At 75.1% G+C, this 26043-nt stretch carries 3 protein-coding genes; all 3 read left to right on the top strand.

Translation table 11 applies throughout. The annotated features are described in order from the left end of the window. Positions 1-305 precede the first annotated feature (305 nt). The 3 genes from ACWD04_RS11110 to ACWD04_RS11100 all read left to right on the top strand — a co-directional run bounded on the left by ACWD04_RS11110 (position 306) and on the right by ACWD04_RS11100 (position 26036). Entirely contained in the window at positions 306-5750 is a 5445-nt protein-coding gene (locus tag ACWD04_RS11110; RefSeq protein WP_451130427.1) for an SDR family NAD(P)-dependent oxidoreductase, read from the top strand. Next, the gene (locus tag ACWD04_RS11105) at positions 5750-10507 is read left to right on the top strand and encodes a type I polyketide synthase (protein ID WP_451130425.1); all 4758 of its coding nucleotides are present in this window, start codon (positions 5750-5752) and stop codon (positions 10505-10507) included. Before ACWD04_RS11110 ends, ACWD04_RS11105 begins: the two co-directional genes overlap by 1 nt. Before the next feature lie 67 nt (positions 10508-10574). After that, positions 10575-26036: an SDR family NAD(P)-dependent oxidoreductase gene (locus ACWD04_RS11100; RefSeq protein ID WP_451130423.1), complete on the top strand. Its 15462-nt coding sequence runs from the start codon at positions 10575-10577 to the stop codon at positions 26034-26036. The last annotated feature ends 7 nt before the right edge of the window (positions 26037-26043 follow it).

Here is a 26043-nt window from a genome sequence, read left to right as displayed (position 1 = left end):
TTCTCGCTCACGGTGCCTACCGAGGCGACTTTCCCCGGCCGGTTAAATTACCGGGAAGTAAAGAAAGGACTCGGGCCGCAATGCTTGCGAACCGGTCACGTTCACGTACCGCGCCGCCCGTTCGGGCATGCCGTCAGGCCGCCCCCCCCGTACCGGCTCACGGGCCCCTGGGGGCCGTAGGGGTACCGAGCGCCACCGGCCCCTACCTAGCCTCCGTCAACGGAGGGGGAAGCGGACCGGGATCCCGTCCGGAGACAGTCCGCAGGACCGAGGCCCACTTTCGATCCCGATCGGATGGCGCGCTGGTGAACAACGAAGAGCAGCTGCTCGACTACCTCAGGCGGACGACCGCGGATCTGCGGGAGGCACGACGCCGGCTGCGCGAGAACGAACAACGCGCACACGGCCCGGTGGCCATCGTCGGCATCGGCTGCCGCTACCCGGGCGGTGTCACCTCGCCCGAGGACCTGTGGAACCTGGTGGCGACGGGAACCGACGCCGTGTCGGACTTCCCCGGCGACCGCGGCTGGGACGTGGACGCCCTGTACGACCCCGACCCGGACCGGCCCGGCACGACCTACGCACGCACCGGTGGCTTCCTGTACGACGCTCCCGACTTCGACTACGACTTCTTCGGCATCAGCCCCCGTGAGGCGCTTGCCATGGACCCGCAGCAACGCTTGCTGCTGGAGACCTCCTTCGAGGCGTTCGAGCGGGCGGGCATCGTCCCGGCCTCCCTGCGCGGGAGCCGCACCGGCGTGTTCGCCGGGGTGATGTACAACGACTACGCCACCCGCCTCGACACCGTCCCCGACGACCTCGACGGCTACCTCGCCAACGGAAGCGCCGCGAGCATCGCCTCCGGGCGCATCGCCTACACCTTCGGCCTGGAGGGCCCGGTCGTCACCGTCGACACCGCCTGCTCCTCCTCGCTGGTCGCCCTGCACTGGGCGGTGCGCGCGCTGCAGGCCGGCGAGTGCTCCCTCGCGCTGGCGGGCGGGGTCACCGTGATGTCCACCCCTGAGACGTTCGTCGACTTCAGCAGGCAGCGCGGCCTCGCCCCCGACGGCCGCTGCAAGGCCTTCTCCACCGCCGCCGACGGCACCGGCTGGGGCGAGGGTGCCGGCATGCTGCTCGTGGAACGACTGGCCGACGCCCGGCGCAACGGCCACCCGGTGCTCGCCGTCGTCCGTGGCAGCGCCGTCAACTCCGACGGAGCCAGCAGCCGGCTGACCGCACCCAACGGCCCCTCCCAGCAACGAGTCATCCGCCAGGCACTGGCCGGAGCCGGCCTCACAGCCGCCGACGTCGACGTGGTCGAGGCGCACGGCACCGGAACCTCGCTCGGCGATCCGATCGAGGCACAGGCGCTGCTGGCGACGTACGGCCGCGAACACCCTGCCGACCGGCCGCTGCTGCTGGGCTCCGTCAAGTCGAACCTCGGCCACACCCAGGCCGCCGCAGGCGTCGCCGGGGTCGTCAAGATGGTCATGGCCATGCGCCACGGCGAGGTGCCGCCCACCCTCCACGTCGACGCACCCACGGACCAGGTCGACTGGGACGCGGGAGCCGTCGAACTCGCCCTGGAGCGAAGCCCCTGGCCCGACACCGGCGGTCCGCGCCGCGCAGCCGTCTCCTCCTTCGGCATCAGCGGCACCAACGCCCACGTCGTGCTGGAACAGGCCCCCCTCGAAGAGGAACCGGCGGCCACCCCCGGCACGGAGGCGACCCCCGCCGCCGCAGTGGCACAACTCCGCGCGAGCGCCCCCGCCGCCACACCCGTGCCCTGGATCGTCACCGGCCGTAGCCCCGAGGCCCTCGACGGCCAGATCGCCCGTCTGCGCGAGCACCTCACCGGACGCGACGACGCCGCCCCGGCGGACGTCGCCCTCTCGCTGGCCACCGCCCGCACCCACTTCGAGTACCGTGCCGTCGCCGTCGGCAGCGACACCGGTGCGCTGCTGGACGCCCTGGCCGCCGCGAGCCCGCTCACCCCGGTGGGCGGCAGGACGGCGTTCCTGTTCACCGGGCAGGGCGCCCAGCGCCCCGGCATGGGCCGCGCACTGCACCGCGCCTACCCGGTCTACGCCGAGGCCTTCGACGCGGTGTGCGCGCTCGCCGACCCCCATCTCGAGCGTCCGCTCGGCGAGGTGATCGACGGCGACTCCGCGCTCCTGACCCGCACCGACTACGCGCAGATCGCGATCTTCGCCACCGAGGTGGCCATGTACCGGCTGCTGGAGTCCTGGGGCGCGGTGCCGGACTACCTGGCCGGCCACTCCGTCGGTGAACTGGCCGCCGCCCACGTCGCCGGAGTGCTCTCGCTGCCGGACGCGGTCTCCCTCGTCCTCGCCCGTGGCGGCCTGATGGCGGCGCTTCCGGCCGGCGGTGCCATGGCCGCGCTGCGGGCGACCGAGGAGGAAGTCGCCCCGTACCTCGACGAGCGGGTCGGCCTCGCCGCCGTCAACGGCCCCCGCTCGGTAGTGGTCTCGGGAACCGAGGAGGCCGTCGACGCACTCGCCGCCCGCTTCGAACGCGCCAAGCGGCTCAAGGTCTCCCACGCCTTCCACTCGCCGCTGATGGACCCGATGCTGGAAGCCTTCGCCGAGGCCTCCTCCCGGTGCGACTACCAGGAGCCCCGGATCCCGATCGTCTCCACCCTCACCGGAGCCCTCGCCGGACCCGGCGAGCTCAGCGCCCCCGGCTACTGGGTGGACCACGTCCGCCGCCCCGTCCGTTTCGCCCCCGCCCTCGCCGCACTGCACGAGCTGGGCGTCCGGGCGTTCCTGGAGGTCGGCCCGGACGCGGCGCTCACCCCCCTGGCCGCCGAGTGCCTTCCCCCGGACAGCGTGTGCGTGCCCGGCCTGCGCCGCGACGGGGACGAACCGCACGACCTCGTCACCTCGGTGGCCCGGCTGCACGCCGCCGGGGGAACCGTCGACTGGGAGGCCTTCCACGCCCCGCACCACGCCCGGCGCACCGACCTGCCCACCTACGCCTTCCGGCGGACCCGCCTGTGGCTCGAGGCCACCGCGGGCGGCACCGGCGACGCCGACGGACTCGGACAGCAGGCCACCGGCCATCCGCTGCTGACCGCCGCGACCGAACTGCCCGACACCCAGGGCGCGGTCCTCACCGGACGGCTGTCCCTGTCCTCCCACCCCTGGCTCGGCGACCACGCCGTCCACGGCACCGTCCTGCTGCCCGGCACCGCCTTCGTCGAGATGGCGCTGCGGGCCGCGGCGCAGACCGGCTGCGACACCGTAGGGGAACTCACCCTGCACGCCCCCCTCACCCTGCCCGAACACGGCTCCGTGGCCGTGCAGGTCGCCGTCGACGCGGAACGGGACGGACGCCGCGAACTGACCGTCTGGTCCCGCCGCACCGACACCCCCGACACCCCGTGGACCCGCAACGCCGGGGGCGTCCTGACCACCGCGCCGCCCGACGAGGCGCCGCCCGCCGACTCCGCCGCCTGGCCCCCCGCCGGCGCGGAACCCGTAGACCTGGACGGGCTCTACACCCAACTGGCCCGCACCGGATACGGCTACGGCGAGGTCTTCCAGGGCCTGCGCGCCATGTGGCGCCGGGGCGAGGAGCTGTACGCCGAAGCCGCCCTGCCCGACGGAGCACGCACCACGGCCGGTGCCTTCGGCCTTCACCCGGCCCTGCTGGACGCCGCCCTGCACGTCAACCTGCTGGACCTGCCCGGCGGACAGGCCGTGCTGCCGTTCGCCTGGAGCGGCGTCACCCTGCACCGGGCGGGCACCGACCGTCTGCGTCTGCGTCTTTCCCCGGCCGGCAACGATGCCGTACGCCTCGACCTGGCCGACGCAGACGGCGCACCCGTCGCCACGGTCCGTGGCCTCGTGGCCCGCCCCGTCACGGCCGACCAGCTCACCGCGGACGCCGACGACCCCCTGTACCGGGTCGACCTCGTCCCGGCCCCCGGCGCGGCGCACCCGGCCCCGTCCGATCTGGCCGTGTGCGGTGCCGACGCAGGCCTCGACGCGCCCCGGCACCGCGACCTCGCCGCACTCGCGGACGCGGGGGAGGTGCCCGACACGGTCGTCCTGGCAGTACCCGCCGACCCCGCCACCGGCGCCGACCTGCCGGAGCGGGCACGGGACCTGGTCGGCACCACTCTGGACACCCTGCGCCACTGGCTCGACGACGAACGCTTCACCGGCCGCCGGCTCGCCGTACTGCTGCGCGGTGACCACCTCACGCACACCCCGCTGTTCGGCCTGGTGCGCGCCGCGGCGGCCGAGAACCCCGGCCGCTTCCTGCTGATCGGCACCGACGGCAGCGCCGCCCCGGACGCCGCCCTCGCCACCGCGCTGGCCTCCGACGAGCCGGAGATCGCGGTGCGCGACGGCGAGGTACGCGTGCCACGCCTGGCCCGCGCCAAGCCCGGCGGCCCCCTCATCTGGGATCCGGACGGCACCGTCCTCATCACCGGCGGCACCGGCGGCCTGGGCGCCCTGATCGCCCGCCACCTGGTCACCGGACACGGCGTACGCCGCCTGCTGCTGGCCGGCCGGCGCGGCGCGGACGCCCCCGGCGCGGCCGACCTCCGTGCCGAACTCGCCGCGCTCGGCGCCGACGTCACCCTCGCCCGCTGCGACGTCGCGGACCGCGCCGACCTCGCCGCGCTGCTCGGCCGGCACCCGGTCCGCGCCGTGGTGCACGCCGCCGGAGTCGTCGACAACGGCGTCCTGGCCACCCTTGACGCGGACCGGGTCGAGCGGGTCCTGCGGCCCAAGGTGGACGCCGCCTGGCACCTGCACGACCTGACACGGGATTCGGACCTTTCCGCGTTCGTCCTGCTGTCATCCACCGCGGGTCTGCTGGTCGGTGGCGGCCAGGCCAACTACGCGGCCGCCAACACCTTCCTCGACGGCCTCGCCGCCCACCGCCGCTCCCTCGGCCTGCCCGCCGTCTCCCTGGCCTACGGCCTGTGGGCATCGGGCGGCGGCATGAGCGCCGGCATCGACGCGGCCGACCTGGAGCGGCTGCGCCGCCTCGGTCTGCCGCCTCTGGCCCCCGCCCAGGGACTGCGCATGTTCGACGAGGCCCTGGGCGCCGAGGACGCCCTCGTGGTCCCCGTCCGGCTGGACGGCGCGGCCGTACGGGCCCGGCCGGACGGCATCCCCGCGCTGCTGCGCGGACTCGTCCGCCCCGCTGCACGGAAATCCGGCGCCGACACCGCCGGCGGCCCCTCGGCCGCCTCCTGGCGCGAGCGGCTCGCCGCCCTGCCCGACACCGAACGCGACCGCGCCCTGCTGGACCTGGTCCGCACCCATGTCGCCGGCGTGCTCGGGCACCCCTCACCGCAGTCGGTGGACCCCGGACGCGCCTTCCAGGAGATGGGCTTCGACTCGCTCGCCGCCGTCGAACTGCGCAACCTCCTCGCGGGCGCCACCGGCCTCACCCTCCCGGCGACGCTGGTCTTCGACCAGCCCTCGCCCCGCACACTCGCCGCCCACCTCAAGACCGAACTCGTCCCCGGACCGGCCGACCTCGCCCGGTCCGCCCTCGCCGACGTGGACCGACTCGAGGCAGCGCTGCTCGCCCTGCCCGACCAGGACAACAGCCACGCCCGCGTCACCGCGCGCCTCGAAGCACTGCTCCGCGGCTGGCAGGACGCACGCGGCGGCGAGGCCGCGCCCGAGCCGCCGCAGGACTTCGGCGAGGCCAGCGACACGGAACTTTTCGCGAGGATCGACAACGAACTGGGAGCCCTCTGATGGAAGACCCGGCCACGGCCGACAAGCTCCGCGACTACCTGAAGCGGGCCACGACCGAGCTGGAGCGCAGCCGCCGCCGCGTACGGGAGTTGGAGGAGCAGGACCACGAACCCGTCGCCATCATCGGTATGGGCTGCCGCTACCCCGGCGGAATACGCACCCCCGAGGACCTGTGGCGGATCGTCGACGAAGGCGTCGACGTCGTCTCCGACTTCCCCACCGACCGCGGCTGGGACGTCGAAGCGCTCTACGACCCCGAGCCCGGGAACCCGGGCAAGACCTACGTGCGCCACGGCGGTTTCCTGTACGACGCCGCCGAGTGCGACCCCGCCTTCTTCGGCATCAGCCCCAAGGACGCGCCCGGCACCGACCCCCAGCAGCGCATGCTGCTGGAGGTCACCTGGGAGGCCTTCGAGCGGGCCGGCATCGACCCCACGGCCGTGAAGGGCACACAGACCGGTGTCTTCGTCGGCCTGATGCACCACGACTACCTCGGCGGCACCATCTCCGGCAGCATCGTCTCCGGCCGGATCGCCTACACCCTCGGCCTGGAGGGCCCGGCGGTCACCATGGACACCGCCTGCTCCTCCTCCCTGGTCGCCCTCCACTCGGCGATCCAGTCGCTGCGCAAGGGGGAGTGCTCCCTCGCACTGGCGGGCGGGGCCGCCGTCATGGCCAGCCCCGAGATGTTCGTCGAGTTCAGTGAACGCCGCGCCCTGTCGCCCGACGGCCGCTGCCACTCCTTCTCCGACGACGCCGCCGGCGCCGCCTGGGCCGAGGGTGCGGGCATGCTCCTCGTCGAGCGGCTGTCCGACGCCCGGCGCAACGGCCACAAGGTGCTCGCCGTCGTCCGCGGCAGCGCCGTCAACCAGGACGGTGCCTCCAACGGCCTGACCGCGCCCAGCGGACCGGCCCAGGTCCGCGTCATCCGACAGGCGCTCGCCGACGCCCAGCTGGCCCCGCACCACATCGACGCGGTGGAGGCCCACGGCACCGGCACCACGCTCGGCGACCCCATCGAGGCCCAGGCCGTCATCGCCGCCTACGGGCAGGACCGCCCCGAGGGCCGGCCGCTGTGGCTGGGCTCCATCAAGTCCAACATGGGTCACGCCCAGGCCGCCGCCGGAGTCGGCGCCATCATCAAGATGGTCATGGCGATGCGCCACGGCACCCTCCCCAGGACCCTGCACGTCGGCACCCCCACCACCGCCGTCGACTGGAGCGCGGGCGACGTCGAACTGCTCACCGAGCCCCGCCCCTGGGGCGGCGACGGCCGGCCGCGCCGCGCCGGCGTCTCCTCCTTCGGTATCTCCGGCACCAACGCGCACACCGTCCTGGAGGAGGCCCCGCCCGCCGAGACCGACGAGGGCACCTCCCACCGCACCGAACTCCCCGTCGTGCCGTGGCTGCTCTCAGGCAAGGGCGCCGACGCCGTACAGCGGCAGGCCGAAAGGCTGCTGGCGGTCGCCGACGACCTCGACCCGTACGACGTCGGCCACTCGCTGGCCACCACCCGCTCCCTGTTCACCCACCGCGCCGCCGTCACCGGACGCGACCGGGACGAACTGCTGGCAGCCCTGCGCGAGGTCGCCGACGGCACCCGCACGCCCGTCGTGGCCCCCGAACCCGGCCGCCTCGCCGTGCTCTTCTCCGGACAGGGTTCGCAGCGCCCCGGCATGGGCCGCACCCTGCACGCCGCCTTCCCGGTGTTCGCCGCCGCCTTCGACGACATCTGCGCCGCCTTCGACGCGCATCTCGACCGGCCGCTGCGCGACGTCATGTTCGAAGAGGACGCCGACGGCGCCGACGCGCCGCTGCACCGCACCGTCTACACCCAGGCGGCGCTGTTCACCTTCGAGACCGCCCTGTACCGGCTGCTGGAGCACTGGGGCATCCGTCCCGACCTGCTCGCCGGACACTCCATCGGCGAAATCGTCGCCGCCCATGTCGCCGGCGTGCTGGACCTGAAGGACGCGGTCACGCTGGTCGCCGCCCGCGGCCGCCTCATGCAGGACCTGCCGGCCGGCGGCGCCATGGTGTCCCTGCGCGCCTCCGAGGCCGACGTCACCGCGCTCCTCACCGACGGTGTCGACATCGCCGCCGTCAACGGCGCGCGCTCCGTCGTGGTCTCCGGCGACGAGGAGGCCGTCCTCGCCGTCGCCGCCCAGGCCGAGAAGAGCACCCGGCTGAAGGTGTCGCACGCCTTCCACTCGCACCGCATGGACCCGATGCTCGAGTCCTTCCGCGAGGTACTGGCCGGCCTCACCTTCCACGAGCCCGCGCTCCCGGTCGTCTCCAACGTCACCGGCCGGATCGCCGAAGACCTGGCCGGCGCGGACTACTGGGTACGGCACGTCCGCGAGGCCGTCCGCTTCCACGACGGGGTCACCACGCTCGCCGCCGAGGGCGCCACCCGCTTCCTGGAGATCGGCCCGGACTCGGTGCTCAGCACCATGGCGCAGGACGTCGTCCCCGACGCCATCGGAACCCAGCGGCGCGACCGCGCAGAGGACGCCGCCCTCGTCGACGCCCTCTGCCGCCTCCACCTCACCGGCACCGGCCCCGACTGGCGGACGGTCTTCACCGGCGGCCGCACCGTCGACCTGCCCACCTACCCGTTCCGCCGGGACAGGCACTGGGAGGACGCCCCCATCCTGCAGGCCGAGCGGCAGGCCGGGTCCGGCTCCGGCGGCGACGCCGGCGACCCGTTCTGGGACCTGGTGCGCGAGCAGGACGTGAGCGCCGTCGCCGCCACCCTCGGTCTCGACGACGAGCGCTCCGTCGCCGCCGTCGTGCCCGCCCTCGCCACCTGGCACGGCCGGCGACAGGCGCACGCCGCCGCGGACGGGCTGCGCTACCGCGTCGCGTGGGAACCACTGGCGCCCTCCGCCACCCCGGCGCTCGGCGCGACCTGGCTTGCCGTCGTCCCCGAGTCCACCGCGGACGCCCCGTGGACCAGCGGCGTGATCGAAGGCCTGACCGGCCACGGACTGAACGTCGACACCCTGACCGTGCCGGACACCGCCGACCGCGCCGCACTGGCCGCCGCGCTCACCGGCCGGGCCTCGACCGACGGCATCCTGTACCTGCCCGCCCCGGCGACGCCGCCGGACTCCCTCGCCGCCCTCGTCCAGGCCCTCGGCGACGCGGGCGCCGACGCCCCGCTGTGGTGCGCCACCCGGGACGCCGTCGCGCACGGCGCCGGTGCCACCGTCACCGGCGTCGCCCAGGCCGGGCTGTGGGGTCTCGGCAGGGTCGCCGCCCTGGAGCACCCCGACCGGTGGGGCGGCCTCGTCGACCTGCCCGCCGAGACCGGTCCGCGGACCGTGGCGCGCCTCGCCGCGCTGCTCGGCGACGCCGGCGGCGAGGACCAGGTCGTGATCCGCGAATCCGGCGCCTACGGACGCCGGCTGGAGCACGCCCCGGCCCGCGCGGGCGCCCCCTGGAAGCCGTCCGGCACCGTACTGGTCACCGGCGCCACCGGCGCGGTCGGCGCAGTTGTCGCCCGCCGGCTCGCCGCCGAGGGCGCCGAACACCTGCTGCTCACCTCCCGCCGCGGCCCCGACGCGCCCGGCGCAGCCGACCTGGTCCGTGAACTCACCGCCACCGGTACCGGCGTCACGCTGACCGCCTGCGACGTCGGCGACCGGACCGCACTGGCCGGTCTGCTGGACTCCGTACCGGCACAGCACCCGCTGACGGCCGTCGTGCACCTGGCCGGCGCCCTCGACGACGGAGTCCTCGACGCCCTGGACGCCGACCGGTTCGCCCGCGTGCTCGGCCCCAAGGCGGACGCCGCTCGTCACCTGCACGAACTGACCGCCGGCCTCGACCTGTCGGCGTTCGTGCTGTTCTCCTCCCTGACCGCCACCGTCGGCGGCGCCGGCCAGGCCAACTACGCCGCCGCCAACGCCTACCTGGACGCCCTGGCCGAGCACCGCCACGCCGTTGGGCTGCCAGCCACCTCCGTGGCCTGGGGACCCTGGGGCGGCGACGGCATGGCGGCGCACGGTACGGTGCGCAGCTCGGCCCGGGCGATGGGCATGTCCCTGCTCGACCCGGACACCGCACTCACCGCGCTGCGCCGCGCCCTGGACGGCGGCGACACCACCGTCACCGTCGCCGACGTCGACTGGTCGGTGTTCGCCCCCGCGTTCACCTCGACCCGGCCCAGCCCGCTGCTGTCCGCACTGCCCGAGGCCCGGCGCACCACGGCCGGTCCGGACGGCACGAGCGCGGCCGACGGCTTCGCGGAAAAGCTGGCGGGACTCACCGGAGGGGAACGCGAGCGCGCCCTGCAGGACCTGGTCTGCGGCCAGGCGGCCGCCGTCCTCGGATACGGCGACGTCGGCGCCGTCGAACCGACCAGCGCCTTCCGCGACCTCGGCTTCGACTCGCTCACCTCGGTCGACCTGCGCAACCGGATCAGTGGCGCCGCCGGAGTGCCGCTGCCGGCCACGCTCATCTTCGACTACACCACCCCCGCCGCCCTCGCCAAGTACCTGGGCGCCGAACTCGCCGGCGCGGACACCTCCGTGGACGCCGTGGTCGCCGAGCTCGAACGGGTCGCCGCCAGGCTCGGCGATCTCACCGCCGAGGACCTGGAGCAGAGCCGGGTCACCACCCGCCTGCAGACCCTGCTCAACGACCTGGACAAGACCCTCGGCCAGGATGCGGCAGTCGTCACCGGCCGCCTGGAAGAGGCCTCCGCCGACGACGTCTTCGCGTTCATCGACAACGAACTCGGCTCGGCGTGACCCGGCACTCCCACGACACCCCGGCCCACCCGCAGTCCACCTCTTCGCACAGGAGTGGCGACACCCGATGACCAACGACGAAAAGCTGCTCTCCTACCTCAAGCGGGTCTCCGCCGATCTGCACCAGACCCGCCAGCGGCTGCGCGAGGTGGAGACCCAGGACCGGGAACCCATCGCCATCGTCGGAATGAGCTGCCGCTTCCCCGGCGGGGTCACCACCCCCGAGGAGTTCTGGCGGCTGGTCCACGAGGGCACCGACGCCATCGGGGACTTCCCCGGGGACCGCGGCTGGGATGTCGACGCGCTGTACGACCCGGACCCGGACGCCACGGGGAAGACGTACTCCACGCGCGGCGGCTTCCTGCGCGACGCCGCGGGGTTCGAGCCGGACTTCTTCGGCATCAGCCCGCGGGAGGCCGTCGCGATGGATCCCCAGCAGCGTTTGCTGCTGGAGGTGTCGTGGGAGGCGCTGGAACGCGCCCGTATCGCACCGGACTCGGTGCACGGTGCCCGGGTCGGGGTGTTCGCCGGCACCAACGGCCAGGACTACCGGGACCTGCTGGCGCGGATGCCGCAGGACTCCGAGGCGGCCCTCGGCACCGGCGTCCTGGCTGCCGTGATCTCCGGCCGGATCTCCTACGCCCTCGGGCTGGAGGGCCCGGCCGTCACCATCGACACCGCCTGCTCGTCGGCGCTCGTGGCGGTGCACCTTGCCGTGCAGGCCCTGCGCGGCAAGGAGTGCACCCTCGCTCTGGCGGGCGGCGCCACGGTCATGTCGACCCCCAACTCGTTCGTCGCCTTCAGCCGCCAGCGGGGCCTCGCCCCGGACGGCCGCTGCAAGTCCTTCGCGGACTCGGCCGACGGCACCGGATGGGGCGAGGGCGCGGGCATGCTGCTGCTGGAGCGGCTGAGCGACGCCCGCCGCAACGGCCACGAGGTCCTCGCCGTCATCCGGGGATCCGCCGTCAACCAGGACGGTGCCTCCAACGGCCTGACCGCCCCGAACGGCCCCTCCCAGCAACGGGTCGTACGCGCCGCGCTGGCCGGGGCGCAGCTCACCCCGGCCGACGTCGACCTGCTGGAGGCGCACGGCACGGGCACCACACTCGGCGACCCCATCGAGGCGCAGGCCCTGCTCGCCACCTACGGGCAGGACCGGCCGCAGGACGCACCGCTGTGGCTGGGCTCGGTGAAGTCCAACATCGGCCACACCCAGGCCGCCGCGGGCGTGGCCGGAATCATCAAGGTCGTCATGGCGATGCGGCACGGCGTGCTGCCGCAGAGCCTGCACGCCGAGGAACCGTCCGACAAGGTCGACTGGAGCCAGGGCAACGTCCGCCTGCTCACCGCCAACCGCCCCTGGACCGACCCGGGACGCCCCCGGCGGGCCGCGGTCTCCTCCTTCGGCGCCAGCGGAACCAACGCCCACACCATCCTGGAAGAGGCTCCCGCCGAGGAACCTGCCGAGGAACCCGCTCAGCGCACCGCGCCTCCGCTGGTGCCGTGGGTGCTCTCCGGCCGCAGCGAGCGAGCCCTGCGCGAGCAGGCCGCCCGCCTGGCCGCGGCGGTCACCGAAGCCGACCCCGTGGACGTGGCGCACTCGCTGGCCGTCACACGCACCGCCCACCCGTACCGGGCCGTGGTCCTCGGCGCCGACCGGGACACGCTGCTCGACGCCGTGACCCGCGTCGCCGAGGGCGGCCGGGCCACCGTGCTCGGCCGCGTCCGCAAGGGTCAGACCGCCTTCCTGTTCACCGGCCAGGGCTCCCAGCGTCCCGGCATGGGCCGCGAACTGCACGCCCACTTCCCGGTCTTCGCCCGTGTCTTCGACGAGATCTGCGAGCTGTCCGGCGACGTCGGCCTGCGCGAACTGGTCCTCGGCGACGATCCCGAGCCGCTGAACCGCACGGCTCGCACCCAGACCGCGCTGTTCGCCTTCGAGGTCGCGCTGTACCGGCTGGTGGAGTCCTGGGGCCTCGCACCCGACTACCTCGCGGGCCACTCCATCGGCGAGATCGCCGCCACGCACGTCGCGGGCGTACTGGACCTGGCGGACGCCACCACGATGGTGGTCGCACGTGGCCGGCTCATGCAGGCCCTCCCCGAGGGCGGTGCGATGATCGCCCTGCGCGCCACCGAGGAGGCCGTCCGCCCCCTGCTCACCGGCCGGGTCGGCGTGGCCGCCGTCAACGGGCCGGACTCCGTCGTGATCTCCGGCGACGCCGCCGAGGCCGAGGCGGTCGCCGCGCACTTCGAGAAGAGCCGCCGGCTGAAGGTGTCGCACGCCTTCCACTCCCCGCTGATGGAACCCATGCTGGCCGAGTTCCGGACCGTGGTGTCATCCCTGACCTTCCACCGGGCGACCGTCCCCGTGGTGTCCAACGTCACCGGCCGGCTCGCCACCCAGGACATCGGCACCCCCGAGTACTGGGTACGGCACGTGCGCGAAGCCGTCCGCTTCCACGACGGGATCCGCACCCTCGCCGCCGAGGGCGTCACCCGGTTCCTGGAGATCGGCCCCGACGCGGTACTGACCGCCATGGCCCGTGAGTGCCTGGCCGCCGCCGACGGCGAGGCCGGCGGCGACGCCGTCCTGGCCGCCGCCACCCGCCGCGGACGGGACGAGACCGAGACCCTGCTCACCGCCCTCGCCCAGCTGCACGCCGGTGGCGCCGACGTGCGCTGGGAGGCGCTGTTCTCCGGGGCCCGCACCGTCGACCTGCCCACCACGGCCTTCCAGCGCGAGCGGTTCTGGCCCGAGACGGCCGCCCCGGTCGGCGACGTCGGCTCCGCCGGACTGGACTCCGCCGATCACCCGCTGCTCGGTGCCGTCACCGTGCTCGCCGACTCCGACGGCGCGGTCCTGACCGGCCGGCTGTCCGTGCACACCCACCCCTGGCTCGCCGACCACGTCGTCGGCGGCTCCGTCGTGGTCCCCGGCACCGCCATGGTGGAACTCGCGGTCCGCGCCGGCGACCAGGTCGGCTGCGGCAGGCTGGAGGAGCTGGCCCTGGAGATACCGCTGGTGCTGCCACCCTCCGACGGCGTCCGCGTCCAGGTCGCCGTCGGCGCCCCCGACCCGGCCGGGGCCCGCACGGTCCAGATCTACGCGCGCGCCGAGAACCCGCCCGCCGACGAACCCTGGACCCTGCACGCCTCCGGTCTGCTCGCAGACGGCACCGCGACCCCCGGCACCCGGCTGGACGTCTGGCCGCCGCAGGACGCCGAGGAGCTCGACCTCACCGGCCTGTACGAGCGGCACGCCGCCGCCGGCCTGGACTACGGGCCCGCCTTCCGCGCCCTGACCGCCGCCTGGCGGGACGGCGACGCGGTCTTCGCCGAGGTGCGCCTTCCGGAGCGGCCGGCTGCGGACGCCCCCCGCTTCGGCCTCCATCCCGCCGCCTTCGACGCCGCCCTGCACTCCCTGGCCCTGCTCGGCGACGGCTCCGGTGACGACACCGCCCGGCTGCCGTTCATGTTCGCGGGCGTCACCCTGCACGCCGTGGGCGCCTCGGTACTGCGGGCCCGCATGACGCCCGCCGGCGACCACACCTTCGCCGTCGACCTGGCCGACGCCACGGGCGCACCCGTCGCCACCGTCGAATCCCTGGCCTCCCGTCCGCTGACCCGGCTGCGTGGCGAACAGGACGCCGCAGCCGAGGCCCTGTTCACCCTCGACTGGCAGCCGCTGGCGCTCGACACCGACGCCCCCGCCGCCGACCACCGCCTGCTGGAGATCCCGTCCGGCTCGGACGCCGAGACGGTACGCGCCGCGCTGCACACCGCGCTCGCCGCCCTCCAGGACGACGACGCCCGACCGCTGGCCGTCGTCACCCGGGGCGCCGTCTCCACCGCCGGCGAGGACGTGCCCGACCTGGCCGGCGCGGCGGTGTGGGGTCTGGCACGCTCCGCGCAGTCGGAGAACCCCGGCCGGTGCGTCCTGCTCGACCTCGAACCGGGTACCGACCCCGGCACCCTGCTGCCCGCGGTCCTCGCCACCGGCGAACCGCAGGTCGCCGTCCGCTCCGGCACAGCCCGCGCTGCCCGGCTGGTACGCGCAGAGCCGCTCGAAGACGCGGCGGGCCCGACCCTCGACCCCGAGGGCACCGTGCTGCTGACCGGTGCCACCGGCGGACTCGGACCCGTACTCGCCCGGCATCTGGTCACCGCCCACGGCGTGCGCCACCTCGCCCTGGTCAGCCGCGGCGGCCGCGCCGGCGACCTGGTCGCCGAACTCGCCGCGCTCGGCGCGAGCGCCACCGCGCACGCCTGCGACGTCGCCGACCGCGACGCCCTCGCCGCCCTCCTCTCCGGCATCGGACGGGACCGTCCGCTCACCGCGGTCGTGCACGCCGCCGGTGTCCTCGACGACGGAGTGGTGTCCTCCCTGACGCCCGAGCGTCTCGACGCCGTCCTCGCCCCCAAGGCACTCGGCGCCCTCCACCTGCACGAGCTGACCCGCGACCACGACCTGTCCGCGTTCGTGCTGTTCTCCTCCGTCGCCGGCACCGTCGGTGCCCCCGGACAGGGGAACTACGCCGCCGCCAACGCCTGCCTCGACGCGCTCGCCGCCCACCGCAGCGCGAACGGCTCGCCCGCCCTCGCCCTGGCCTGGGGGCCCTGGGCCCCGACCGGCGGCATGACCGGCGCCCTGGACGAGGCCGACCTCGCCCGCATGTCCCGCGGCGGCATGATCCCCCTGTCCGCCGAGGAGGGCACCGCCCTGTTCGACCGGGCACTGCGCACCGGCCGCCCCGCAGTGGCCCCCGTACGGCTGAACCTGTCCGCGCTGCGCGCCCAGGGCGGCGAACTCGCCCCCGTCCTCCGTGCCCTGGCCGGGCGCCCGGTGCGCCGGGAGGCCGCCGTCGCGGACACCGGGTCCGGTTTCGCCGAGCGCATGGCCGCCCTCGGTGACGCGGAGCGGACCGAAGCCCTGCTGTACACCGTCCGCGCCCATGTGGCCGCCGTCCTCGGACACGCCGGACCGGACACCGTGGAGACCGACCGGGCCTTCAAAGACCTCGGCTTCGACTCGCTCGCCGCGATCGAACTGCGCAACTCCCTGTCCGCCGAGACGGGGCAGCGGCTGCCCGCCACCCTCGTCTTCGACCACCCCTCGCCCGAGGCGCTCGCCACCCACCTCGGCACCCTGGTCGCCGGAGCCGGCGGCGCCACACGCCGCACCCGGCGCACGGGAAGGGCCCGCGCCGACGAGCCGCTGGCGATCGTCGGCATGGCCTGCCGCTACCCGGGCGACATCCGCACGCCACAGGACCTGTGGCGGCTGGTCGCCGACGGGACCGACGCCATCGCCCCGTTCCCCGCCAACCGCGGCTGGGACGTCGACCGCGTCGTCGACCCCGCCCGGCAGCGCCCCGACACCTCCTACGTCGGCGAGGGCGGGTTCCTCTACGACGCGGGCGAGTTCGACGCGGCGTTCTTCGGGATCAGTCCCAAGGAGGCGCTCGTCACCGACCCGCAGCAGCGGCTGCTGCTGGAGGCCTCCTGGGAGGCGCTGGAGCACGCCGGCATCGACCCGCACTCCCTCAAGGGCAGCCCGACCGGCGTGTTCGCGGGCGTGCAGTACCACGACTACTTCGGCAGCTTCGGCTCCGGCAGCATCATTTCCGGCCGGGTCGCCTACACCCTCGGCCTGGAGGGCCCGTCGCTGTCCGTCGACACCGCCTGCTCCTCGTCGCTGGTGGCGTTGCACCTGGCCGGGCAGTCGCTGCGCCAGGGCGAGTCCTCCCTCGCGCTGGTCGGCGGCGTCGCCGTCATGGCCACGCCGGAGACCTTCATCGAATTCAGCCGGCAGGGCGCCCTCGCCCCCGACGCCCGCACCCGCGCGTTCGCCGACGCGGCCGGCGGCACCGTGTGGGGTGAGGGCGTCGGCGTCCTGGTGGTGGAGCGTCTCTCGGACGCCCGTCGCAACGGTCACCCGGTCCTCGCCGTCGTCCGAGGCACCGCCGTCAACCAGGACGGTGCCTCCAACGGCCTGACCGCGCCCAACGGCCCCTCCCAGGAACGCGTCATCCTCCAGGCGCTGGACAACGCCCGCCTCACCACCGCCGACGTCGACGTGGTGGAGGCGCACGGCACCGGCACGACCCTCGGCGACCCGATCGAGGCGCAGGCCCTGCTGGCCACGTACGGACAGGACCGGCCCGAGGACCGGCCGCTGTGGCTGGGGTCGGTCAAGTCCAACATCGGGCACACCCAGGCAGCGGCCGGCGTCGCCGGTGTGATCAAGATGGTCATGGCGATGCGGAACGGCAGCCTGCCCAGAACCCTGCACGTCGACGAGCCGTCCGGCAAGGTCGACTGGGAGGCCGGGCAGGTGCGCCTGCTGACCGAGGAGCAGCCGTGGCCCCAGGCCGGCCGGCCGCGCCGGGCCGGGGTGTCGTCCTTCGGGATCAGCGGCACCAACGCCCACGTCATCCTCGAACAGGCCCCTGCGGCCCCGGAGCCCGCCGCGGACGCCGGTGCCACCCCGAAACCCGCCGTCCCGTGGCTGCTGACGGCGAAGTCGCCCGGCGCGCTCGCCGGACAGGCCGCCGCGCTGCTGGGCCACCTCGACGCGTACCCCGAACTCGACCCCCGCGACGTCGGCTGGTCGCTGGCGACCAGCCGCGCCCACTTCGCGCACCGTGCCGCCATCACCGGCACCGACCCCGCCGAACTGCGGGCGGCGCTCACCGCACTGGCCGACGGCGACACCGCCCGCAACCTCGCCGAGGGCACCGCCACCGGACGGGCACGGCCCGTCTTCGTCTTCCCCGGCCAGGGCTCGCAGTGGTCCGGCATGGCCACGGAACTCCTCACCGAATCACCGGCGTTCGCGGACCGCATGGCTGAGTGCGCCGCCGCCCTGGAGCCCTACATCGACTGGGACTTCGCCGCCGAACTGCGCGGCGGGCTCGACCGGGTCGACGTCGTCCAGCCCCTGTTGTGGGCGGTGATGGTGTCCCTGGCGCACACCTGGAGCGGCTACGGCGTCACGCCGGCAGCGGTCATCGGCCACTCACAAGGCGAGATCGCCGCCGCCTGCGCGGTCGGAGCGCTCTCGCTGACGGACGGCGCGCGTGTGGTCGCCCTGCGCTCCCAGGCCATCGCCGAGCTGCTGTCCGGCTCCGGCGGCATGATGTCCGTGGGCGAGGGCGCCGACACGGTCCGCGCCCGGCTCGCAGCCTGGGACGGCCGCCTGTCGGTCGCCGCGGTCAACGGCACCGCCTCCACGGTCGTCTCCGGGGACTCCGACGCTCTCGACGAACTCCTCGATCGGCTGCGCGCCGAGAAGGTCCGCGCCAAACGCCTGCCCGTGGACTACGCCTCCCACAGCGCCCACGTGGAGTCCCTGCGTGAACGCCTGGCCGAGGACCTGGCCGGCATCGAGCCGCGCAGCACCGACGTGCCGTTCTACTCCACCGTCACCGGCGCCCCGATCGACACCGCCGAACTCGGCGCCGAGTACTGGTACACCAACCTCCGCCGCACCGTGCTGTTCGAGCAGGCGGTGCGCGGCGCAGTGGCCGGTGGCCACACCCTGTTCGTGGAGTCCAGCCCCCACCCGGTGCTGACCGTCGGTATCCAGGAGACCGACGACGCGGTCGCCGCCGTCGGCTCGCTCCGCCGCGACGAGGGCGGCCGGGACCGGCTGCTCATCGCCCTGGGCGAGGCCTTCACCCACGGCGCCGGCGTCGACTGGGCCGCGGTCGCCGAGGGCCGTCGCGCCCGCGTCGTCCCCCTGCCCGCGTACGCCTTCCAGAGGGAGTGGTACTGGCTCGACAGCACCACCACCGGCGCCGACGTCACCTCCGCCGGCCTCGCGGCCACCGACCACGCCCTGCTCGGCGCCGCCATGGCACGGGCCGGCAGCGAGGAGGCCGTCCTCACCGGCCGGCTCTCGGCGGGTACGCATCCCTGGCTGAACGACCACCGGGTCGGGGACCGGCTGCTGTTCCCCGGCACCGGACACCTCGAACTCGCCCTGCGCGCGGGTGACCAGGTCGGCTGCGGTGACCTGGCCGAACTCACCCTCCACGCCCCGCTGGTGCTGCCCGACCACGGCGCCGTCCAGCTCCAGGCCGTCGTCGGGCCGCCCGACGGGGCGACCCGCCCGCTCACCCTGTGGTCCCGTCCCGAGAGCGCCGACGAGGAACTGCCCTGGACCCGGCACGCCGACGGGCTGCTCGCGCCGACCGGCACCCTCCCGGTCGTCGTCGAACCGCTCACCTCCTGGCCGCCGCGCGACGCCGAACCGGTTCCCCTCGACAGCCTGTACGACGAACTTGCCGCCCTCGGGCTCGGCTACGGCCCGCTGTTCCAGGGCCTTCGCGCCGCCTGGCGCACCCAGGACGCCGTGTACGCCGAGATCGCCACCGACGCACCCGTCGACGGTTTCGGGCTGCACCCGGCCCTCTCCGACGCCGCCCTGCACACCGTCGGCCTCACCGACGCCGCCGGCGACCAGGCGCTGCTGCCGTTCTCCTGGTCCGGGGTCCGGCTGCACGCCACCGGGGCCACCGCGCTGCGCGTGAAGGTCCGCGCCACCGGCGAGGGCACCGTGGCCCTCACGCTCGCCGACCCGGCCGGCGACCCCGTCGCCACCGTCGACTCCCTCACCCTGCGCCCGCTGCGCACCGACCTGGTGGACGCGGCCGTCCGGTCGGCGGGGGCCGGCGCGCTGCACCGCGTCGACTGGGTCCCCGCACCGGCCCCTGCGGGGACCGCGCAGGCAGCGTGGGACGGAGAGGTGCTGCGCGCCCCGGCGGGTGTCGGCGCCGCCGAGACGCGCGTGGCCGTCGCCACCGTCCTCGACGAGCTGCGCGACCGGCTCGCCGACGACCAGCGCGGCGACAGCAGCCTCGTCGTCGTCACCGGCACCGATCCGGCAGGCGCCGCGGTAGGCGGGCTGATCCGCTCGGCCCAGTCCGAGAACCCCGGCCGCATCGTCCTGGTCGAGAGCGGGACGGACCCGGGCCCGGACCGTCTCGCCGAGGCCGTCGCCGGCGGCGAACCGCACCTGGCGCTGCGCGACGGCGCCTGGTACCTGCCGCGCCTGGCCCGCGTTCCGGGTACGGAAACTGCCGCCGAAGACGCCGCCCCGGACGCCGAAGCCGACACCGCCACCGACTCCGGCCTGGGCACCGGAACCGTCCTGCTGACCGGTGCGACCGGCGCGCTCGGCGGGATCATCGCCCGCCACCTGGCCGGCCGCCGTGGCGTGCGCCACCTGCTGCTGCTCAGCCGGAGCGGCGCCGACGCCGGCCTGGTCACCGAGCTGACCGAGCTGGGTGCCGAGGTCACCAGCGTCGCCTGCGACGCCGCCGACCGCGACGCCCTCGCCGGAGTGCTGGCCGAGATCCCCGCCGACCGGCCGCTGACCGCCGTGATCCACGCGGCCGGTGTCCTCGCCGACGGCGTACTCGCCTCCCTCACCCCCGAACGGGTCGACGCGGTCTTCCGGCCCAAGGTCGACGCCGCCTGGAACCTGCACGAGCTCACCGCGGACCTCGGCCTGTCGGCGTTCGTGCTCTTCTCCTCCTCCGCCGCCACGCTCGGCTCCCCGGGCCAGGGCAACTACGCCGCCGCCAACGCCTACCTCGACGCTCTCGCCGCCCACCGGCACTCCCACGGCCAGCCCGCGCACTCCCTGGCCTGGGGCCTGTGGGCACAGGCGAGCGGCATGACCGGCACCCTCGACGAAACCGACCGGGCACGCATCGCCCGCGGAGGTGTCGCCCCGCTGCCGACCGAGGAGGGACTCGCCCTGTTCGACGCCGCCCTGCGCGGCACCGAACCCGTCGTCCTCCCGGTCCGGCTGGACACCGCGGCGCTGCGTGGCCAGGCGGACGCCCTGGCCCCGCTCTTCCGCGGCCTGGTACCCGTACGCCGCGCCACCGCCGGCCACGCGGCTACGGGCGGCGCGGACTCGCTGCGCGACCGGCTCGCCGGGCTGCTGGAGCCGGAGCGCGAACCGTTCCTCACCGAACTCGTGCAGAGCCGGGTCGCCACCATCCTCGGCTACCGCTCCGCCCAGGACGTCGGCCGCACGCTGCCCTTCCGGGAGCTGGGCTTCGACTCGCTGGCCGCGGTCGAACTGCGCAACGGACTCGCCGCCGCGACCGGACTGCGGCTGCCCGCCACCCTGGTCTTCGACCACCCCACCCCGGCCGAACTCGCCCGGTACCTGCTGGGCGAACTGACCGGCGCCCTCGGCCGTTCCGTATCCGTCACCGCGGCACGGACCACCGCCGACGAACCCATCGCCATCGTCGGCATGGGCTGCCGCTTCCCCGGCGACGTCTCCTCCCCGGAGGAGCTGTGGCGCCTCGTGGCCGAAGGCCGCGACGCCGTCGGAGAGTTCCCCGCCGACCGCGGCTGGGACGTCGAGACCCTCCACGACCCGACCCTGGACCGGCCGGGCACCAGCTACACCCGGCACGGCGCCTTCCTGTACGGCGCGGCCGACTTCGACCCGGCCTTCTTCGGCATGGACGAGGAGGAGACCCTCGTCACCGACCCCCAGCAGCGGCTGCTGCTGGAGACCTCCTGGGAAGCCCTGGAGAGGGCCTCCATCGATCCGGCCACCCTGCGCGGTTCCGACACGGGCGTCTTCGCCGGCGTCATGTACCACGACTACTTCGGCAGCTTCGGCTCCGGCAGTGTCGTCTCCGGCCGGGTCGCCTACACCCTGGGCCTGGAGGGGCCGACCCTGTCCGTCGACACCGCCTGCTCCTCCTCGCTGGTGGCCCTGCACCTGGCCGCGCAGGCACTGCGCCAGGGCGAGTGCTCGCTCGCCCTGGCCGGGGGAGTGACCGTCATGGCCACCCCCGGCACCTTCGTGGAGTTCAGCCGGCACCGAGGCCTCTCCAGCGACGGCCGCTGCCGCCCGTTCGCCGACGCAGCCGACGGCACCGGCTTCGGCGAGGGAGCCGGCGTACTGCTGCTGGAGCGGCTCAGCGACGCCCGCCGCAACGGCCGGACGATCCTGGCCGTGCTCCGAGGCACCGCCGTCAACCAGGACGGTGCCTCCAACGGCATCACCGCTCCCAACGGCCCCGCCCAGCAACGCGTCATCCGCCGCGCCCTGGAAGCGGCGGGCGTCGGCGCGGCGGACGTCGACGTGGTCGAGGCCCACGGCACCGGCACCACCCTCGGCGACCCCATCGAGGCCCAGGCCCTGATCGCCACCTACGGCGCGGAACACACCGAGGAACGCCCGCTGTGGCTCGGCTCGGTCAAGTCGAACCTGGGCCACACCCAGGCTGCCGCCGGTGTGGCCGGCGTCATCAAGATGGTCCAGGCGATCCACCACGAGACCCTGCCGGCCAGCCTCGGCATCGACCGGCCCTCCCGGCACGTGGAGTGGGAGGGCGGCAACGTCCGTCCGCTGACCGAGTCCCTGCCGTGGCCGGACCCGGGCCGCCCGCGCCGCGCGGGCATCTCCTCCTTCGGTATCTCCGGCACCAACGCCCACGTGATCGTGGAGGCGCCCCCCGCCGCTCCGCCCGCCCTTGCCGAGCTGCCCGCCGTACCCGCGGTGGGTGCCGTGCCGTGGCTGCTGTCCGGTCACACGCCGCAGGCACTGCGGGCCCAGGCCGGCAGGCTGCTCGACCACCTGAACGGCCACCCGGACGCCGCCCCGCACCAGCTCGCCGGCGCACTCGCCCACGCCCGTACCGCACTCGGCCACCGCGCCGCCGTGGTCGGGCACTCCCGCGAGGACCTGATCACCGGGCTGCGGGCGCTGGCCGAGGGTCGTACACCCCCTGCCGGCACGGCCGGCCCGGCGACCGACGGCAAGCTGGCGCTGCTCTTCTCCGGCCAGGGCTCCCAACTGCCCGGCATGGGCTCCCGGCTCGGCGCCGCGTTCCCCGCGTTCGCCACCGCCTTCGACGAGGTACGCGCCCACCTGGACCCGCTGCTGGACCGGCCGCTCGGCGACGTCCTCGGCTCCGCCGGACTGCTGGAGCGCACCGAGTACACCCAGCCCGCCCTGTTCGCCTTCGAGGTGGCTCTGTTCCGGCTGCTGGAGTCGTTCGGCGTCAGGCCGGACCTGCTCGCCGGACACTCCGTCGGCGAGTTCGCCGCCGCCCACGTGGCCGGCGTCCTCGGCCTCCAGGACGCCTGCCGGCTCGTCGTCGCCCGGGGCCGGCTGATGCAGGCGCTCCCGGACGGCGGCGTCATGATCGCCGTACGCGCGGGAGAGGACGAGATCGTGCCGCTGCTCGGCGACGGGGTCGGTCTCGCCGCCGTCAACGGGCCCACGTCCGTGGTGGTCTCCGGCCCGGCCGGCCCGGCCCGCGCGCTCGCCGCCCGCTTCGACCGGAGCAAGGAACTGGCCGTCAGCCACGCCTTCCACTCGGCCCTGATGGAACCGATGCTGAAGGAGTTCCGCGAGGTCGCCGAGTCGCTGTCGTACGGCTTGCTGCGCATTCCGCTGGTGTCCACCCTCACCGGCGCCCCCGCAGCGGCCGACGAACTGTCCACCCCCGAGTACTGGGTACGGCACGCCCGCGAGGCGGTCCGCTTCGCCGACGCCGTGTCCGCCCTGCACGACGCGGGCGCCCGGCACTTCGCCGAGGTCGGACCCGGCAGCGCGCTCACCGCCGCCGCCGGTGACTGCCTGCCCGAGGGCACGGCCGCCGTCGTCGCGCTCCAGCGCAAGGACCGTGAGGAGACCGAGGCCCTGGTCACCGGGCTCGCCGCGCTGCACGTGCACGGCGTCACCGTCGACTGGACGAACCTGCTGTCCCACCGCGACGGCTCTGACCTGCCCACCTACGCCTTCCAGCGCGACCGTTACTGGATGACCGGCGACCAGGGGCAGGCAGGGCCGGCCGTCGGCCACCCGCTGCTGGGCGTCGCCGTCGAACGCGCCGACGCCGACGCTGCCCTGCACACCGGCCGGCTCTCGCTCTCCGCCCAGCCGTGGCTGGCCGACCACGCCGTCGGCGGCGTAGTGCTGCTGCCGGGCACGGCGTTCGTCGAGATGGCCCTCGCCGCCGGGGCCCGGCTGGACTGCCCCGTGGTGGAGGAACTGACCGTCGCCGAACCGCTGGTGCTGCCCGAGCACGGCAGCGTCCGCCTCCAGTGCACCGTCGGCGAGCCGGACGCCACCGGCGCCCGGGCCTTCACCGTGTACGGCGCGGCGGCCGACGACGACCCGTGGACCACCCACGCCACCGGCGCGTTGCGCCCCGCGGACCCGGCACCCGCCCACGACCTGACGTCCTGGCCGCCGCCCGGCGCCGAACCCGTCGACCTGGACGACGTCTACGGACGGCTCTCCGCACTGGGCGCCGAGTACGGGCCCCGCTTCCAGGGGCTGCGTGCCGCCTGGCGCCTCGGCGAGGAGGTGTACGCCGAGGTCGCCGTCGACACCGACGGAGTTCCCTTCGGACTGCACCCGGCGCTGCTCGACTCCGCGCTGCACGCCATCGGACTACGCACCGGAGCCCCGGAGCGGATGGCACTGCCGTTCGCCTGGAACGGCGTCGAACTGCACGCCGCGGGCGCGAGCGCCCTGCGTGTGCGGATCACGCCACTGGACTCCGGCGCCGTACGTATCGACGCCGCCGACGCCGGTGGACGGCCCGTGGCCCGGGTCGCGTCGCTGACACTGCGGGAGGTCGACCCCGCGCGGATCGCCGCGACCGCCGCCGGCGGGCACGAGGACCTGTTCGTCCTCGACTGGGTGCCCGTCACCGTCCCGACCGCACCCCAGGCCGGCCGGTGGGCCGTCCTCGGCGCCGGCCACGAGGACCTGGCCGCCGTACTCGCCGGGGAGGTCGCCGAGGTCGCGACCGTCACCGCACTGCCGGATGCCGCCGCCCAGGCCCCCGACACCCTGGTCGTCCCGCACCCCGGCGGACGGGACCCCGAGGAGATCCGGGCCGGCGCCCGGCGGGTGCTCGCCGTGGTGCGGGACTGGCTGGCGGACGAGCGGTTCGCCGGCACCGGACTGGTCGTCACCACCCGGGGGGCCACCGGCCCCGATCCCGCGGAGATCACCGACCCCGGTGCCGCCGCAGCGTGGGGCCTGATCCGCTCGGCCCAGTCCGAGCACCCCGACCGGATCGTCCTCGCCGACCTCGACGACACCGACGCGTCCCGCCGCCTGCTGCCCTCCGCGGTCGCCTCCGGCGAACCCCAACTGGTGCTCCGTAACGGCACGGTGAGCGCCCCGCGCCTCGTCCGCGCCCCGCGCCGGGACGGGCACGCCCCCGCCGACTGGACGGGCACCGTACTGATCACCGGCGGTACCGGCGCTCTCGGCCGGGAGGTGGCCCGCCACCTGGTCACCGAGCACGGCGCCACGCGGCTCGTCCTGCTCAGCCGCGGCGGAGCCGACGCCCCCGGCGCCGGCGAACTGCGGGAGGAACTGACCGCCCTCGGTGCGCGGGTCACCCTCGTCGCCTGCGACGCCTCCGACCGCGCCGCCCTCGCCCGCGTCCTGGACGACCACCCCGTCACCGCGGTGGTGCACACCGCCGGTGTCCTCGCCGATGCCGTCCTCACCTCTCTCACGCCCGAGCAACTGGACACGGTGCTGCGGCCCAAGCTGGACGCCGCCTGGCATCTGCACGAACTCACCGCGGACCGTCCGCTGACCGCGTTCGTACTGTTCTCGTCCGCGGCCGGCCTGTTCGGCAGCCCGGGCCAGGCCGCCTACGCCGCGGGCAACGCGTTCCTCGACGCCCTCGCCGCGCACCGGGGCTCCCTGGGGCTGCCGGCCGTCTCGCTCGCCTGGGGCGCCTGGGCGGGCAGCGGAGGCATGGCCGACCGCCTCGGCGACACCGACGCGCGCCGCATGGCCTCCGGGGGCGTGCTCGCCCTCGACGCGGCGGCCGGCCTGGACCTGTTCGACACCGCGGTGGGACGCGAGGAGCCGGTCCTGCTGCCCGCCCGCCTGGACCTGAGCACCCCGCTGGACGCCGGCCGTATCGCCCCGCTGCTGCGCGGCCTGGTGCGCGCGCCCCGCCGTACGGGTGCCACCACGTCCGTGGCCTCGGCGGCGCTCCGCCGCGACCTGGCCGGGCGCACGCCCGAGGAGCGGACCGTGCGGCTGCTCGCACTGGTGCGGGACGAGGCCCGGCAGGTGCTCGGGACCGGGGAGTTCGAGGCGGAGCTGCCTTTCAAGGACCTCGGCTTCGACTCACTGACCGCCGTCGAGTTCCGCAACCGGCTCAACGAGGCGACCGGGCTCCGGCTGTCCGCCACGCTCGTCTTCGACCACCCGAGCCCGGCTGCCCTCACCGACCACCTCGCCGCCGAGCTGGCGCCGTCCGCCGCCGGCGGCCCGCGCGAGGAGGACACCGTCCGCGCCGCCCTGGCCGCCCTCCCGGTGGCCAGGCTCCGCGAAGCCGGACTGCTGGACAGCCTGCTCGAACTCGCCGGGCTGCGACCCTCGCGGGAGCAGTCCGCGAACGACGAGCCCAGCCGCCCCGCGATCGACCAGATGGACGCCGAGAGTCTGATCACCCTGGCGCTCGACGACCTCGTCGGCGACGACGACGCCCTGTGAGAAGGAA

The organism is Streptomyces sp. NPDC002911 (assembly GCF_053591835.1).
The sequence above is the reverse complement of the archived record's forward strand: the minus strand, read 5'-3'. Positions and strand labels throughout refer to the sequence as shown.